13 protein-coding genes are annotated in these 14,824 nt (G+C 72.6%); 2 read left to right on the forward strand and 11 right to left on the reverse strand.

Going from position 1 to position 14,824, the window contains the following annotated elements; translation table 11 throughout:
• Positions 1-47: 47 nt before the first annotated feature.
• Both AMYBE_RS45890 and AMYBE_RS0130055 read left to right on the forward strand, forming a co-directional pair.
• Complete coding sequence (locus tag AMYBE_RS45890) at positions 48-977, forward strand: L,D-transpeptidase family protein (RefSeq protein ID WP_211226873.1); 930 nt, start codon at positions 48-50, stop codon at positions 975-977.
• A gap of 903 nt (positions 978-1,880) precedes the next feature.
• Positions 1,881-2,744, forward strand: coding sequence for a hypothetical protein (locus AMYBE_RS0130055; protein WP_245573270.1), 864 nt, complete (start codon positions 1,881-1,883; stop codon positions 2,742-2,744).
• Positions 2,745-3,441: 697 nt separating this feature from the next.
• Here the strand turns inward: AMYBE_RS0130055 and AMYBE_RS0130060 are convergent.
• The 11 genes from AMYBE_RS0130060 to AMYBE_RS0130110 form a co-directional block, all read right to left on the reverse strand.
• A complete protein-coding gene (locus AMYBE_RS0130060; protein ID WP_020663102.1) occupies positions 3,442-4,134 on the reverse strand; it encodes a hypothetical protein in 693 nt (230 codons plus the stop codon).
• Positions 4,131-4,436, reverse strand: a complete 306-nt coding sequence (locus AMYBE_RS0130065; protein ID WP_020663103.1) for a hypothetical protein — start codon at positions 4,434-4,436, stop codon at positions 4,131-4,133. The genes AMYBE_RS0130060 and AMYBE_RS0130065 overlap by 4 nt, the downstream gene beginning before the upstream one ends.
• A 535-nt stretch (positions 4,437-4,971) precedes the next feature.
• On the reverse strand, positions 4,972-5,313 hold the full coding sequence (locus AMYBE_RS42570) for a hypothetical protein (RefSeq protein WP_020663104.1): 342 nt from the start codon (positions 5,311-5,313) through the stop codon (positions 4,972-4,974).
• Entirely contained in the window at positions 5,310-5,675 is a 366-nt protein-coding gene (locus AMYBE_RS0130075; RefSeq protein ID WP_020663105.1) for a hypothetical protein, read from the reverse strand. The genes AMYBE_RS42570 and AMYBE_RS0130075 overlap by 4 nt, the downstream gene beginning before the upstream one ends.
• A 37-nt stretch (positions 5,676-5,712) precedes the next feature.
• Complete coding sequence (locus AMYBE_RS0130080) at positions 5,713-6,528, reverse strand: hypothetical protein (RefSeq protein WP_020663106.1); 816 nt, start codon at positions 6,526-6,528, stop codon at positions 5,713-5,715.
• A complete protein-coding gene (locus AMYBE_RS0130085; protein ID WP_020663107.1) occupies positions 6,525-7,013 on the reverse strand; it encodes a hypothetical protein in 489 nt (162 codons plus the stop codon). The genes AMYBE_RS0130080 and AMYBE_RS0130085 overlap by 4 nt, the downstream gene beginning before the upstream one ends.
• A 47-nt stretch (positions 7,014-7,060) precedes the next feature.
• Positions 7,061-7,246, reverse strand: a complete 186-nt coding sequence (locus AMYBE_RS45135) for a hypothetical protein (protein ID WP_154676330.1) — start codon at positions 7,244-7,246, stop codon at positions 7,061-7,063.
• A 273-nt stretch (positions 7,247-7,519) separates the two neighbouring features.
• Complete coding sequence (locus AMYBE_RS0130095; protein ID WP_020663109.1) at positions 7,520-9,271, reverse strand: VWA domain-containing protein; 1,752 nt, start codon at positions 9,269-9,271, stop codon at positions 7,520-7,522.
• Between the two features lie 47 nt (positions 9,272-9,318).
• Positions 9,319-10,482: an AAA family ATPase gene (locus AMYBE_RS0130100; RefSeq protein WP_020663110.1), complete on the reverse strand. Its 1,164-nt coding sequence runs from the start codon at positions 10,480-10,482 to the stop codon at positions 9,319-9,321.
• Positions 10,483-11,463: 981 nt separating this feature from the next.
• On the reverse strand, positions 11,464-14,385 hold the full coding sequence (locus AMYBE_RS0130105; RefSeq protein WP_020663111.1) for a helix-turn-helix domain-containing protein: 2,922 nt from the start codon (positions 14,383-14,385) through the stop codon (positions 11,464-11,466).
• Positions 14,385-14,816: a hypothetical protein gene (locus AMYBE_RS0130110; RefSeq protein ID WP_020663112.1), complete on the reverse strand. Its 432-nt coding sequence runs from the start codon at positions 14,814-14,816 to the stop codon at positions 14,385-14,387. The genes AMYBE_RS0130105 and AMYBE_RS0130110 overlap by 1 nt, the downstream gene beginning before the upstream one ends.
• Positions 14,817-14,824 lie beyond the last annotated feature (8 nt).

Raw genomic sequence — 14,824 nt, forward strand, 5'->3', positions numbered from 1 at the left:
CTGGTAACTTCCCTTCGCCCGATTACTCCGGCTGTTGAAAGTTTGGCATGAATCGACGCTTTGGGAAACTTTCTGCCACGGTCAAGATCGTGTGCTGTGCCGGAACCGTGGCAGCTGCCGCTTTCCTCGCCTCCGGCCTGCAGCCCACTCCCCACGCGGCCGCGGACGACACGACCGCCGCCGTCGGGACCTCTTCGCCGACGGCCACTGCCGCAATGCCGACCTCTGCGGCGATGACGGATGCTCCCCCGAGCACCACGGCGCCATCGAGCAGCACCGAGGCCGCGCTCACGACGACGGAACCCTCGCCTGCGAAATCCTCCCGCGCGTCAGGACCGTCGTCCCCGAAAACAGCCGAGGCCGCCGCGGCCCGGGCCGAGAACGTGTCGCGCCCCGCACCGCCGTGGTTCGCCGACCGCGTCGGGAGTGCGACCCGAGTGATCTCGGTGGGCGGCTCAGGCGGGTCGAACGCGGTCCTGTCGACCTGGCAGAAGTCCGGATCCGACTGGACCACCGTCGTCGACGGCATCGCCGCCAAGGTCGGCGGGCCCGGGATCTCCAGCAACTACAGCGAATCCACTTCCGCAACCCCAGCCGGCGTCTTCTCCATCACCAGCGCCTTCGGCCGCCAGCCCAACCCCGGATCGGGACTCTCCTACCGCCAAGTCGACACCTCGGACTGGTGGGTCAGCGACGTCAACAGCCCCGACTACAACACCCACCAACGCTGCGCCCCCGGCACCTGCCCGTTCGACGAACAGGCCTCGGAAAACCTCTACAACGCAGGCACCGTCTACAACTACGCCCTCGTCATCGGAGCCAATGCCCAACGCACCGCAGGCGGCGGCAGCGCATACTTCCTCCACGTCGCCAACGGCGCCGCAACCCAAGGCTGTGTCGCAATACCAGCGGGAACCCTGATGACGATCATGCGCTGGGTCCAGCCCGGCACGGTAATCGCGCTGTCCGCACACTAACGTGGAGAGCAACGAGAATGCTGCATCGCACAGCCTCGCCGCACGGCCCGACCGGTCGACTCCTCGCTTGAGACCTCGCCTTGTTGCACCGCCTCGGCATCCGGGCGAGGCGGCGTCCGCCGCGGACGGTGAACCCATCGAGCGCAAAGGATTCTCGGATCGACCGCCAGGGGTGTCGAAACACGACAGTCCCGTTCATCCAGCTTTGTCGCCCCGAGACAGTGGCCAGCGGGAGCCTCGCTTGGGTCAGTGCCGACCCGGCCGCTGTCGACGTGTTCGTTCACGCGCCCACGACGATGTGGATCGCGATCGCGCAGGACCAGCCCGGCGGGACGTGGAAGCAGGGTTCTCGCCCGCGCAGCACGGGAGTAGCAAGGACCACTGCTCCGCCGCCCAGCCGACCGTGCTCGTGCAACTAGGCCGAAGACGGAAAGGGAACGGGCGTTTCGCGTGCGGGCCGGCGCCCGCCCTCCCCCTCGGGTCGTCGACCCGCCCTCAGCCGCACCAGGCCGAACCCTTCCCGCGCTCGCATGGCCGCCTCGTCGTGTGGCTGTGACGCCCCCGCAGTCGCGGCCACCTGGTCGGTTGGCGGTTGCATTCGCGGTGCGTCCACGACCGCGTCGGGTGCCGTTTCGGGTTGGTCGCGGATGTCGCGGTCAGTCGTCATTGTCGATGCGCTCCTTCGGTTCCGGGTGTTGTCGGCCGGGTGACCGATGTGTATGGACGCTTCGCGAACGCGGCGTTGTCAACGGTCGCATGGGACACGAGAACGAAGTGGACCCGTGTGAAGCAGCGATTCCCAGGTTCGCGGCGTGTCCACATGAGACACATGTCTTATTGACGGATCGCTTGACACGGGCGCGGTGACGAAGCGTCCATAGTCGTGTAGCCCGAACCCACCGGATGCGCACCGGCGGGCCACGCCCCGGCCGGGGCATGACCATCTCATTCCGCATCAGACACATGGAGTTAGTCATGTCCCGCAAGCACCGCACCGACACCGCCACGTCCGCGACCGACGGCGACCGCCACCCGCACGCCGTGGCCGATGGCCTTGGCCAGCAGAACACACCGTCTACAGAGGACAAGGTACGGTCGGCGCTGACCGGCAATCCTGGCTCCACGACCGCCGAACTGGCGATGGCGGGCGGAGTCGGCCGTTCGACCGCGGCGAAGATCCTGGCCCGTTGGGGCCGCGACGGCACCGCGATCCGGACCGCAGGCGACGGTCCTAGCAACCCCGACACCTGGACGCTCGCACGGCCAGCCAGCGACGCCGTCGCCGCGCAGTCAGACACGACGGTGATGACCAGCATCGACGATGCGACCTGTCGCACCGACGCCGACGACACACCAGCCCTGTCGCGCAACGGCGACGACGACGGCGCCATGACTTCGACTGACACAGCATCGGCGGATTCGGAGGGTGACGAAACCGAGCACGAGCCGCCTGCGGGCGCCGCTCCGGCGGTCTCCGAATCCGCCGACAGGATCGCCAGGGACAAGGATCGGCTGCCCAAGGGCGGGCTGCGGGCCTTGGTGGAGGAGTACCTGACCGAGCACCCGGGCGAAAGCTTTGGCCCCGCCAAGATCGGCATGGAACTCGGCCGCTCCGGCGGAGCAGTCAACAACGCCTTGGAGAAGCTCGTCACCGACGGGTACGCGATCAAGACCTGCGAGGCACCGAAACGGTTCGCCATCAATCCGGACAAGACCTGCGTCCCGGAAACGACCGCCGCCTCCGCGGACCCGGCTTCGGAAGCCTGACCCGAATAGCCGTGCGCGGGTCCGCCGCCATCCACGTCCGGTGGCGCGGGCCCGCCCGGGTGTTCGTGCCGACACCGCTCCGGCACAACCGACGGGAACAGGACGACGACAGCCCACCCCGCCATTCACCACCTGGACCGTCTGAATCCGCCCCTCTGGCGTCGCGGCTGTCGGCTGCCTGTCGACGAGGTCGTGCAGCAGAGTGCGCGTTCGCGGCATCGGGAGCCGAGGATGGCGCCGGTTCGTCATCGGCCAAACATCGCCCACCCGGGACGGCGCGTCCGCAGGCCGAAATCGGCCGATGATGCGCGCGTGAAGGCGTTGTCCCGGACGGCGGCAGTGTCGGTGTCCCGGCGATGGCCGAGTCGGACCAAGTCGGGGTCGAGAATGCCGCGCTGTGCTCGAAAGTCTTGCGCTGGCGCGCACCAGCCGGGCTGGGTTGTCCACGGCGGCAGTCCGTTGCCGTCGCGGATGCCGTTCACGCCCCACGGGCGGCGCCGGTCGCCGATCGCGATTCCCTCGACCAGCGGATTTCCTGCCGTCTTGCTCCGCGGCCAAACGACGAATCGGGTGTGCGACAGAGTATGCCTCGGCGTTGGGCACCGAGGACACCGTGCAGCGCACGAATGATCCCGAGGCGGGTCGCCCAGGGGTTTTCTCCTCGCTGCGGGGCCACCCGGGTCAGACCGCCCGGGTTTCAGGACTCGACGGTGATCGTGCCCGGCCCCTTGTCCCGGGCGACCCGCGCTGGGGCGGAGGGGTCGGTGACCACGCACAGGATCAGGCCGAAGCGGCGCTCGTGGCCGCGGTTCCAGTTGTGGTGATCGGCCAGCCGCCGGATGTCGTCGAGCAAGCGCTGGCCGTCGACGTCCGGTACCCAGCGTTCGGCGGCCTCGCCCAGGCCGTGAAGGTTCAGCCGGATCTCCCGCGGCAGCGGACGCGCGACAGCGGAACACCGCACGGCCCGCCAGACCGGGTCGTGGTGGCCCCGCAGCAGGCCGGTGACCTCGGCGCTCAGCCAAACCGCGAGCTGTGGGAGCTCGAGGGCGGCGGTGTCGCCGTAGCGCTCCCCGAACACCGTGCCCGAGGCGTGCTCGCGCAGCGCCGCCTCCAGCACCGCGTCCGCGACCCGGCCCAGCACGCGTGCGGTGGTGGCCAGGATGCAGGCGGAGGTCGCGTCATACCAGTCGCGGGCGGGCAGCTCGGCCAGCCCGCTCCACCGGTGGCTGGCGGTGAGGCACTCGGTGACCGCGCGGGAGCGGGCCGCCGAGTGCAGGTCACGGACGACCCGGACGCGCAACGTGTCGGGGCCGTGATGGTGGATGCGTTCGAGCATATGGTGCTCGCCGTTCGTGGCGACCCGCTCGTTGACCAACCGGGGCGCGGTCACGCTGGACTCCTTCCCCGCTGGGCTCGCTGCCCGGGCTGCGGCGTTGCCGCAGCCGGGTTCGCCTCGCCCTCGGATGTCTCCGATGCCGCGTGGAAAGTCCATTCGTGCCCGTCGATCCGATAGTTTCCGTCCGGGTCGGGATCGATGCGCCAGGGCCTGTAGCCGTCGAGGGACCGCAGGTGCTGGTGAACGTGGACCAGGGTGCCGCCGTCGAAGTACACCAGCGGGTGCTCGTCGGGGAACGTGTCGTGGTTCGTCGTGCACCACACCGCCGGGGCCTCGGCGACGTCCGGCCGGAACACCGGGACCCACGGCGCTGTGGGGCGGGTCTCGATCCGGGCGGGAAACCCGCTCGCGGGCAGGTTGGCGGGTCGCAGGTGACCATGGTTTCGCCGGGGCGCGCGAGGGGGCGCTCGGCGTCGCGCAGTATGTCGGGCTGGCGGCAGCGCCGGGCGGGGGTGCGGGTCGGGCCGGACAGGAACCAGCGGCCCAGTTCGCCCAACGGGTAGCGGCCGTCCTCGTCCAGGGCGATCTCGTGGCGCTGGTGTTCGGCGTCCCCGGTGAAGGCCACCAGGAGGTCGTCCTCGAAGCGGGCCAGCGGGTACCAGTCCGGGTCGACGGGGTAGACCACGTTGAGCCACTCGCACATCGCCTCGGCGACTTCGCGTCGGAGCCGGGGCCGCACCCACAGCCCGTGGTGGCGGCGGGGTTCGACGACAGCGGGGAAGCTGACCCGGTGCGGCTCGCCGCGGGCGGCGGGCACGAGTTCGATCCAATGCTCGCCGGCGGCGAGACCGGTGCCTGCTGCGGGGTCCGACGAAGCGGTGGCGAGAGTGTTCATGATGCTTCTCCTTCGGCGGTCCCGATTCCATTGCCGGGGCGGGTCCAGCGGTGCGCGACGGGATCCCAGGTGGCCGTGGTCAGGAGGCGGGTGAGGTCGGGCAGGCCGGGGCCGAACATCCAGCCGAACTCCAGGCACGCGTCCTCCCCGGGCCAGCGTCCGGTCCAGGTGTCCTGGGGGCAGCGGCACGACGCGGCGTGGCCGAGGCGCTGCCTTCCGGTGGCCAGGCAGCGGGCCACGTCGCAGCCTTCGACGTGGGCTTCGCCGATCCCGACGCGGCAGTCGGGGCAGGCCGATTCCAGCGGTGTGGCGTCGGTGTCGGCGGGGCGGGCGGTCATGCCGACCTCCCGGTCGTGTCGTGGCGGTCTCTGAGGAACTCGGTCCATTCCCGGGTCTCGCAGCTGACGTAGGTGTTGTTCAGCCGCACGTCGTCTGCGAGGAGTCGGCGGTGTGCGAGCACCAGTCCGGCTCCGGCGGCGATGGTCTCGGCGAGGCGCAGGTGCAGGTGCATGCGTGCCCAGTCGAGACAGCGCCGGTACTCGGCCTGGTCGACGCCGCGGCTGCCGAGCGTCGGGCAGATCGCGCGAGCGCGGGCGAACAGGGCCTCGGCGGCGGCGCAGTGCTCGGCGGCGCTGCGCGGTTCCGCTGTCCCCGCCTGGTCTGGGGCGGGCGGCTCGGCGGGTTCGGTGTCCGGCGGCATGGTGTCCTCTCCTGTGGTTGCGGGCTGGGGTTCGGGGTCAGCGGGCGGTGAGCACCGCGCGGACGCGGCGGTCGGCAAGAACCGGGTGCGCGGCGTGGCGGTCGTCGGCGGCGATCTGCACGCGCACGCCGAAGCGGGGCGGACCTCCGGACGGGTCGGACCATCCGTAGAGGGCGGGCAGCATCGCGAGCGCCTGCGCGGCGGCCTCGGCGGCGGGATCGCCGTCGCGGTAGCCGAACACCTCGAACTCCAGCTCCACCGCCGACTCGTCGACGGCGACCGCGTAGCGCAGGTGCGGCGACAGCCAGGCCCGGACCTGGTCGAGGGCGTCGGGGGAGCCTGGTCCGGGCGGCCCGGTGAGGTCGGCCAGGATCCGCAGTCCGAGCTGGTGCAGGTCGTGGCGGTGCGTCGCGCCGAGCAGCGGGCCGTAGCGGCGGGCGGTGGTGTCGGCGGCGTCGATCCCGGTGTAGCCGCAGGTGTCGCGCCCGTGCGGGAACGTCAGCGGGTCCTCGTCCGGCCCGGGCGGGATGTACTCCCCCGCGCGCGTCGACCAGCGGTCGCCGCGCTGCGCGGTCCACACCGCGCCTGCGTCGAAGGCGTGGACGTAGTCGGTGCCGTGGCTGGTGGGCCAGGGCCACGGCCACTCGCGGCCCGCACAGGTGACCTCGCCGGCCTGGTCGATGTCGGTGGCGTGCAGGAAGAGGTCGACGAGGGCGGCGAACCCGCCCGCTGAGCGGGCGCGCTCGATCTCGCCGAGGCCGTCGCGAGCGCAGCCGCCGAGGTGGACCGACCCGAGCCATTCGGCGCCCGGGCCGCGCCCGAGGTAGAAGTCGTGCGTCGTCGAGAAGCTCATCGGACGTCACCGCCGACAGCGGGGGTGACGGTGGGCTTCTCGCGCATCAGCGGCATCGGCACCGACGGCGGGGCGGCCGGATCGCGCAGCCACGCGCGGATGTCGGGCGGGCCGAGCGGATCGTCGCCCTCGGGGAATCGCGGGTCGGCCGGATCGATACGGTGCCAGCGGACCCCGCCGCCCACGGTGACGAACACGGCCTGGGCTTCCGGATCGAAAGCGATGATCCAGCTGCTGCTGTGGCTGCTGTACCAGGGCCACGGCCAGCCCAGTTCCGGTCGGTACCCCTGGCCGAGGCGTTCGTCCTCCCACACGACGAGGGCATCGGCGACCGCCGCGCGGACGGTGTCCTCGTCGGTCGCGGTCAACGCCAGCCGCAGGGGCGGGACGGCGAGAAAGTTGTCGGGGCAGCACTCCCCGCGCAGGGAGCCGATCCACTCGGCGTGCTCGCCGCGCCCGAGGTAGAAGTCGGTGTAGCTCGACATGAGGTGGCACTCCTTTGCCGTGGTGGAACTCAGGGATCCCGGCTGGTTCACGCCGGGACGCAGGCGTAGGGATCGGGCGGCGGGCACAGCGGGCGTTCGGTCTGGTCAGCCGTGTTCTGATCGCGCTCGGCGGTGCGGCCGAGGATGCAGGCCAGCACGATCACCGGGGTCCACGGGCCCGGCACCACGGCGGCCAGCACGGCCCACAGAAGTCGCTCCTTCCTCGCGTGCAAGGGTTTCTCCCGACGGCGGGCCCGTCGACTCCCGTCGGCGACGGCCCGTCCGAGCAGACTCGCGGCGGTGTTCGCCAGGGGCGCTCCTTCGCATCCGCGTCGGCTGAGGTGGGCGGTTCGGTGGTGTCGTCGACCGTCGCGTGCGGGCAGCGCGGGTGAGGGAGGAGGAGAGGGCGGCGTGGTCGTCATGGTTCGGCGCTTCTTTCCGTTGCGTTCGTCGGCCTGGTGTCGCCCGGGGCGCGGGGGTGCCCGCGCCCCGGGCGGCGGAACGGTTCAGCGGGTGGCGCGCAGGGCTGCGGTGGCGGCCTGACCGATTGCGCGGGCGGTGGCGGCGGGGTCGGTCAAGGTGTGCACGGTGGCGCCGTTCATCGGCGTGGTTCCCGACGTGTCGGGTGACAGCCACAACACTGCGCAACCGCTGTCGCGCAACCGGTCGAGCAACTTCTGGCCTCGCTTCCGGTTCTCGGCTTCGAAGTCGCCGTCGGAGATGATCACCAGCAGCCGCGCGGCGGTCGGGCGGGACAGGTCGAGGGCGCCGTCGAGGGCGTTGATCGCGGTGTCGATGACGTGCCCGCCGATGCGGGTGCCGAATTCGGTCACCTTCGCGGGTGTCGTGCCCGGGCGGGTGACCGGGGTGACGATGCCCGCGCCGAAGAGCACGGTCGCGGTGGTGGCGGGCACGGCGGTGTGGCGGGCGGCGTGGGCGAGGATCCAGGCCGCCGACGCGGCGGGGGCGGTGAAGGCTCTCATGGAGTCGGTGACGTCGCAGACGATGCCGAGCCGCAGCGGCGGGGCGGGCACGGCGGAGCGGGTGGTGCGGGTGAACGGTTCGGCGGTGGGGATCGCGCCCGCCGCGCGTTGCGCGTCGGCGGTCATCGCGCCGCGCATCCGCAACCGTCCCGGCGGCACCGTGGAGCGGGTTTTGGCGGCCGTGCGGTCCCGGTGTCCGGCGGTGGTCAGCGCGCGGGCGAGGTGCCGCGCGGCGGTTTGTTCGGTCGTTCTCGGTGCACGGGCGCCCCGGACGTGGCGGGCGGCGGGGTCGTATCCGTTGCCAGCGCCGAAGACCGCGTTCGCGGCGGTCTGTGCCTGCTGGCGTGCCTGGTCGTCGGCGGCTCGTGCGGCCATGGCCTGCGTGGCGGGGTCGGTGGGAGCGGGCTCGGCGGCGACCGCACTGCCGATCGCGGCGACGGTGCGGGTGATCGCGTTCGCCAACGGCGAGGGTGTCCCGCTCCCGTTGACGGCGGCGGGAGCGGCGCTGGGGGCGGGAGGCGGCTCGTTCGGGTCTGCGCCGAGGGTTTCGCACCATCGGCGCCCGAGTTCGATCATGGCGTCGGCGTTGTCGTCGGCCGTGCGGTGCGCCGCGCGCCAGATCGTGCGGAGTTCGGCGAGGGTGTCGGTGCCGAGGACGTCGCGCACGACGCGCTCGACGCTCGCGACTTCGCGGCGGTTGAGGATGCCTCCGTCGACCCGCGCCAGCAGCAGCGCAGCGCTGCGGGCGGCGTCCCGGTGGGTCATTTTCGGTGCGGCGGCGGGGTCGTTCGCTTTGGTGTCGGCGAGGATGAGGTTGGTGACGCTGGCGCGCAGCCAGTACCGGTCGTCCGGGCGGCGGCGCACCTGCGCTGCTTCGGAGCGGCTTTCCTCCAGCAGGTCCGCCGCCTCGACGGCTCCCGGGGGCGCGTCGTCGGGAGCGCGCCACGCGGAATGGCAAGCATGGCCGCATTCGTGGGTCAGCAAGCCCCATGCGGTGCGGTAGCGGTTGCGGTCCCCTACCCGGTGCGGGGCGACGGTGGCGGGGTCGACTCCTTTGTCCATATAGGACCCGTCGATCTCGATGGTGGCGAAGTCGGGGAAGAAGCAAGCGGGGGCGCCGTGGCCCGCGCCGGGGGCGACGGTGACCACCAGGTCGTCGCGGGCGGCGATCGCGGGGGCCTCCTCGCCGAAGGCGGCGGACAGGGTCAGCCACCCGGGAGCGGCGGGGAACATCGCGGTCGGGGCGGCGGCGGGTGCTGCTACGTGGGTGCTCATGGCTGGCAGGTCCTTTCCGGACAGTCTCGGGGTGCGGTGGTCGCGGGCTAGAACTGCGGCCCGAGCGACAGCGGGGCGACGTTGGCGCCGAACACGTTGCGCACCGCGTCGGCGACCACGTCGCGGTCTTCGTCGGGTGCGATGCCGACCAGGTTTCCGGCGGCGGCGGCGGTGCCCAGGACCTCGGCGATCCGGTTGAACGCGATCAGTTCCCGCAGCTGCGGAGCCCAGCCGATCTCGCCTTTGTTCTGCCGTGCGGCCAAATTCCGCGCCACGCGCACCGCTTTCTTGTCTATCTTGAGCTGGGCGGCGAGGTCGTAGTCGGTGGACACGTGGATCTGCGCGGAGAACCGCGACGAGAGCGCGTCGGTCAGCACCGCGCCGTGCACTCCGGGGTTGTGCCCGGCCACGACGTAGAACCCGGGTGCGGCGTCGACGACCTCGTTTTTGTGTGTTTTGATCAGGATCTGGCGTCGCCCGTCCATCGCGGGGTACACCACCGCGAGCACGGTCGGCGGGATGAGCGTGGCGTCGTCGATTAACAGCGCCCGCCCCTCGCGCATCGCGGTCACGAGCGGCCCGTAGGCGAACTCGTAACGGCCGTCCGGGGTTTGGGTGTAGGAGCCGACGAAGTCGTCGGTCACGGTGTCGCTGTCGCCCTGGATCGTGACCAGGTCGTCGAACGCGGCCTCCACCACCGAGGTCTTCCCGGTTCCGGGCGGGCCGTACATGAGCGCGGACACGTTCGCCTCGCGCAACCGCCGCAGCGCGGTCACGTCCGACAGCCCGGACAGCTGGCGCGGGTGGTACAGCTGCCCGTTCGGGCGGCGCACGGGACCGGTCACCAGCGCGTGCGCGACGGGCGGCGCGGCGGATTTCTGCGGACCGGGGGTGGCGGCGGTTCCGCGCGGCGTGACGACAGCGGTCTTGGCGGCGTCCGCGGTCTTGTTGGTCGCGCGGTAGGCGACCGGGTTGACGCCGACCCTTTCGGCTTCCCCGCGCGCTTCCAACGTCGCCAGCGCGTTCCCGACCGCGCCCGACGACTTCCCGCCGAGTTTGGCCGCGATGGCGCCGGGGGTCAGCACGGCGGCGGGATCGTCGGCGAGGTGTTCGGCCACCATGCGGCGAAGTTCGCCGTTGCGCAGTCGGTTGGCCGCACCCGGGGAAGCGGGCGCGCTGTCGTCGGCCGGAATCCTGGCTGGCGTGGTCACGGTGTCGGGTCCTTTCGCGTGGTTCGGTCGGCGCGACACGCAGCAGCCGCCGTTCGGCAATGGCTGGTGTTCCAACATTCCGGGGCAATGATTCGCACCCGACACGGTTGGCTTGTCGCGGTTTCCGGTTTTCCCGGTGACACGACAAACGTAACTCGATCACGAACACCGCACAATAGTTTCCCCCGGGCCAATTCCAGGTAATTTCGTCGACATTTCGGCGCGATCGGCACGCATTTCCCGGAGGCGTTTATGCAGGTCGAGCCATTTTCGGCCCGTTCGGCATGGGCACGCCGGCCGCCGGTATGACCGCAGGCGAAAGCAGTTCTGTTCAAGAAACAAGCCGGAGGAAGAAGCGGACAAGGCGAGCGGACCGCAGTGACGAGCCCAGAGGGATCGACGACGGAGACGCCTGACACGCCGGCCCGGCCTGATGTGCTCGCCTGCTTGGCGTCAAGCGAGTCTGGGACACCGGTGGATCCCGTTGCACGGGGCGTGAGCTGCGGGAACGCTTGGCACTGGGGGATCCGACTTAGGCGGATACCGGACGACCAGACCGATAGCCCGGGTCGGCGGCACCGCGATCGGCGGTCGCCCTCCGCGACGCCCCGGCCGGCAAGCGCGGCTCCGGGCGGCTGCGCGAGGACGCGGCGCGCGGCGCACGCGGCGCGGGCGCTGCGCTGGACGTCGCGGCCGCACATCTGGCACCGGTCCGCATTCTTCGCGATGCGAGACGGTCGTGTGCAACACTCGGCGCGCGACAGGGCCGACTTCGTCACGGAATACAGGATCGCGTCCACGGGATTCTTTTTCTTCGCTTTCGGCGATTGTGTCACCGCGGTCGACGCTAGCATCGGCTCGAACGGGATCACGGCAGGGAATAGAGGTATTCCGCTGTTTCGCGCAATTGCCTCGGTCGCACGCGAATAGTCGTCTCGATTGCCGTTCCGGCGGGTCATCGAGAACCTTCGGCTCGCTCGTTCAGGGCGCCGCGGGCGGGGAGACGGCGTCGACCGGCATCCCGGTGTCGCGGGCGCACAGCCGCTGGGCGAGGTCGACGGTGTCCGAGGTGGGAGCGGCGTCGATTTCGGCCAGGCGGGTCTGCAGGAGGGTCAGGGTGCGGGAGATGGCGTCGTGCCGGCCGAGTGCGTGCTGCAGGCGCATGATGTCGCGGTAGAGCAATTCGTTGTGGGGATCGAACGCGCGTGCGGTCTCCAGCAGGTCCAGGGTGCAGTCCGGGTCGTCGGCGACTCGGACGCGGGCGAGCGCGGCGACGGCGTCGAGCGCGTCGCGGCGGGTCGTTTCCCGGGCGGCGGCGAGCCATTCGGCCTCCAGGCCCTCGGCCAGGGGGCGGCCGTGGCGGGTCACGATCGCCTCGTAGGCGTCGGTCCGCTGCTGGGGCGTGGTGGCGGTGCGGCGGGCGGCGACCGCGTCGGCGAAGCCCCAGTAGTCCACCTCCACCACCCTGGGGTCGAGCCGGTACTGGCCGTGCTCGGCGACCACGAGCTCGCCGACGGCGTGGCCGGTGGCGGTGTCGAGGGCGCGCCGGATCCGGGAGAGCACGGTGCGCAGGACGCTGGCGGGGTTGCGGGGCGGCGCGTCGGGCCAGAGGGCGTCGACGATCCCGTCCCGCGACACCCCGCCGGGGTGGACAGCGAGCAACACCAGCAGTTCGACCGGGCGGCTGCTGAATTCGCCGGACAGGTCGCGCAGGTCCTCGGGTCGTGCGGCCTCGGGCCGCCAGTGCAGGGCTGGAGCGCCGAACACCGTCAGCACCAGCGGCACCGGCGCCCTCGCGCCCGCAGCGGTCGGCGGCACCGGCGGGAGCGGTTCGCCGCCGGAGTCGCCGGGAGCCGGTTCCGGCATGGGCGGACCCGAGGTGATTTCCAGACGACCCGAGCCGTCTCCGGAATGCTCCGGCGGGGAAGGAGCAGCCTCCTCCGGTGACGCCGGCGTCGGGCGAGGCGAGCGGGCGCGGCTGTGCGGTTCGGCGTCGTCGCTCGCGCCGGCGGGGGCGTTGAGGGGTTGCGCGGCGCGCAGGAACCTCAGCAGGTCGCGGGTGGCGGTCTCGGGCAGGGTGAAGGCGCGGGTGCCGCGCAGGGGTTCGCCGGGGCCGGGGTCGGTCGCGGAGACGATCCCGCCCGCGGTGACGTAGGCGGTCGCCCCGGGACGCCATTGGCCCAGCAGCAGCGCGGCGAGGCCGCGGCCGGCGCCGTTGTCGATCAGCTGCTGCAGCCGTGCCTGCTGGCCCGGCTCGCGGGGCGGCGCCGCGATCAGGACGGCGGGCCGGGGCGGCGCCGAGGCGTCGAGAGCGGTCAGCGCGGAGTCCAGGTCGGCCACGACGGAGACCGAGTCCGGCAGGCCGGCGGCGGGCCGCGGCACGCCGAGCAGCCGGGCCAGATCGACAGCGGGCACGAACACCCTAGCCGTCGATCCGCCGTCGGGCGCGGCGGTGAGGAGGGTGAGCAGCAGGGCGCGGGCCGCGGCGTAGCCGCCGGGCCCGACCAGGCCGAGGCCCTGCGTGCGCGCCAGGTCGAACGCGACCTGCGCTCCCGCGGCCGGGTCGACGGACTCGCCGCCGGACCCGGCAGCGGCCGGGTCGAGCGCGACGTCCGCTTGTGCCGCCGGTCTGGTGCCGGTGCCGCGGGCAGTGGCGGCGACGATCGCCCGGCTCTCGGTCCCGGTGTCGACGCGCCTCGATCGCGATGCCACGCCAGCGCGGGGTTCGGGCCGGTCCTCGTGCGGCGCGGGCTCGTCGACTGCGGCCTCGAGTTCGTTGTCTTCGTCGCGGTGCCGGGCGCGCTGGTGGGCCAGGTGCAGCCGGTACACCACGGGCGCGACGGGCAGGTCGTCGTCGCGCCGGCCGCTGCCGGGCCGGTAGCGCGCGTGGCGTCGCCGTCGCGCGAGCACGAGCAGAGCGCTGACCGCCGCGGCCAGGCCCAGGCTGACGAACACCTCGCCGCTGCCCCACGTCGCCGCGCCCCCAGCGTGCTCGTCCTCGGCGTCGGCAGCGGGATGCGCGGTGGCCGGGGCGGGCTCTGTGCGGCCTGGCACGGGGCGCGGCGGCGCGGTCGTGCTCGCAGCCGGGTGTGCTGGTCCGCCGACGGGAGCGTCGCTCGCGGGCGTCGGGTCCGGTGGCGCCGACGACGGTGCAGGCAGGGCGGGCAGCGGGTCGGCGGCAGGGAGGCGGAGGGCGTCGCCGGGGTGGACGAGGTTCGGGTTGGTCAGCACACGTCCGCCTGGCTGGGCGCTGCCCCGGCTGAGCGCCCAGATCTCCGGCCAGCGGTCTCCGTCCCCCAGCCGGCGTTGCGCGATCCGCCACAGCGAGTCGTGCACTCCGCCTGCCGGTGGCCGGACCCGCACGGTTCCCGGCCCGGCCGCAGGCAGGGACCGCGGCAGCGGGGTGCCGGTGCGGTCGCCGGCGACCCGCGGGTTCGGGGCAGCGGCGGTCGCGGCGTGGCCGGCGGGCGGTGCGGACGCGGGCGGGGCGGCAGGCGCGGCGGTGGCGGTGCGGCCCATGACAGCGAGCAGCAGGGCGCCGACGAGAACGGCCGCGACGCGCCGCACCGGGCCTGTCTGCCGTCGCAGTTGCGGCCACCGGGCGCCTCGGGCGACCTCTGCTGCGCAGACCGCGACGTCGATGACGAACACGAGCCAGATCAGCCACGCCAGGCAGGCGAGTGCGTCGAGCAGGAAATGCGTCGACGTCGGCGCCGTCAACACCGACCCGATCTCGTGCGGGGTCGGCAGGTGGTCGGGCAGGGGCCACCCCGCGCCGCGGATCAGCGCCGCCGGAAGACCGGCCGCCAGCGCGGCCAGCACGACGGCCGCGAGCAGCCCGCGCCCCGCCCTTCCCAGCAGCCGCGCGAAGCGCGCGATCCCGACCCGACGAGACGCCGCCATCAGCTGCTCGCCGCGCCGACCGCTGCCCCGCTGGCGGCGGGCCCATCCGGTGCAGGCCGCGCGGGTGCTGCGGGGCGTGCGGCCTGCGTCGCAGCGGCGGCCTGACTGCCGGTGCCGGCAGGGTCGTTCTTCGTCGCGCTCGGGCGCTTGCGCTTGCCGCTGCGGGCGGGCTTGGCAGCCTGGTCTCGCCAGCGCGCGAGGGCGGCGGCCGGGACGTCGGTGACCTGGGCCAGCTCCGGCAGGTCGATGACGTCGCCTGCCGCGGCCAGGACCTCGCCGATCTCACGTTCGAGGTCGGCCAGCTGCCCGGCGAGTTCGGCCTGCCTGCGGGCCAGCGCGCCCACGCCGGCGGCCGCCTGGGCGCGGCGGGCGCTGCGTTGCGAGTCTCGTTCCTGAAGCCGGCGGGCGATCTCTTCTTCCGAGGCGACCATGCCGTGTC

The organism is Amycolatopsis benzoatilytica AK 16/65 (genome assembly GCF_000383915.1).
Taxonomy (GTDB): Bacteria; Actinomycetota; Actinomycetes; order Mycobacteriales; family Pseudonocardiaceae; genus Amycolatopsis; species Amycolatopsis benzoatilytica.

Excerpts from the sequence above, each read along its gene's own strand:
- AMYBE_RS0130095 (WP_020663109.1), bottom strand. The coding sequence starts at position 9,271 with ATGAGCACCCACGTAGCAGCACCCGCCGCCGCCCCGACCGCGATGTTC.
- AMYBE_RS45890 (WP_211226873.1), top strand. The coding sequence starts at position 48 with ATGAATCGACGCTTTGGGAAACTTTCTGCCACGGTCAAGATCGTGTGC.
- AMYBE_RS0130055 (WP_245573270.1), top strand. The coding sequence starts at position 1,881 with ATGCGCACCGGCGGGCCACGCCCCGGCCGGGGCATGACCATCTCATTC.
- AMYBE_RS0130110 (WP_020663112.1), bottom strand. The coding sequence starts at position 14,816 with ATGGTCGCCTCGGAAGAAGAGATCGCCCGCCGGCTTCAGGAACGAGAC.
- AMYBE_RS0130080 (WP_020663106.1), bottom strand. The coding sequence starts at position 6,528 with ATGAGCTTCTCGACGACGCACGACTTCTACCTCGGGCGCGGCCCGGGC.
- AMYBE_RS0130075 (WP_020663105.1), bottom strand. The coding sequence starts at position 5,675 with ATGCCGCCGGACACCGAACCCGCCGAGCCGCCCGCCCCAGACCAGGCG.
- AMYBE_RS0130105 (WP_020663111.1), bottom strand. The coding sequence starts at position 14,385 with ATGGCGGCGTCTCGTCGGGTCGGGATCGCGCGCTTCGCGCGGCTGCTG.
- AMYBE_RS42570 (WP_020663104.1), bottom strand. The coding sequence starts at position 5,313 with ATGACCGCCCGCCCCGCCGACACCGACGCCACACCGCTGGAATCGGCC.
- AMYBE_RS0130085 (WP_020663107.1), bottom strand. The coding sequence starts at position 7,013 with ATGTCGAGCTACACCGACTTCTACCTCGGGCGCGGCGAGCACGCCGAG.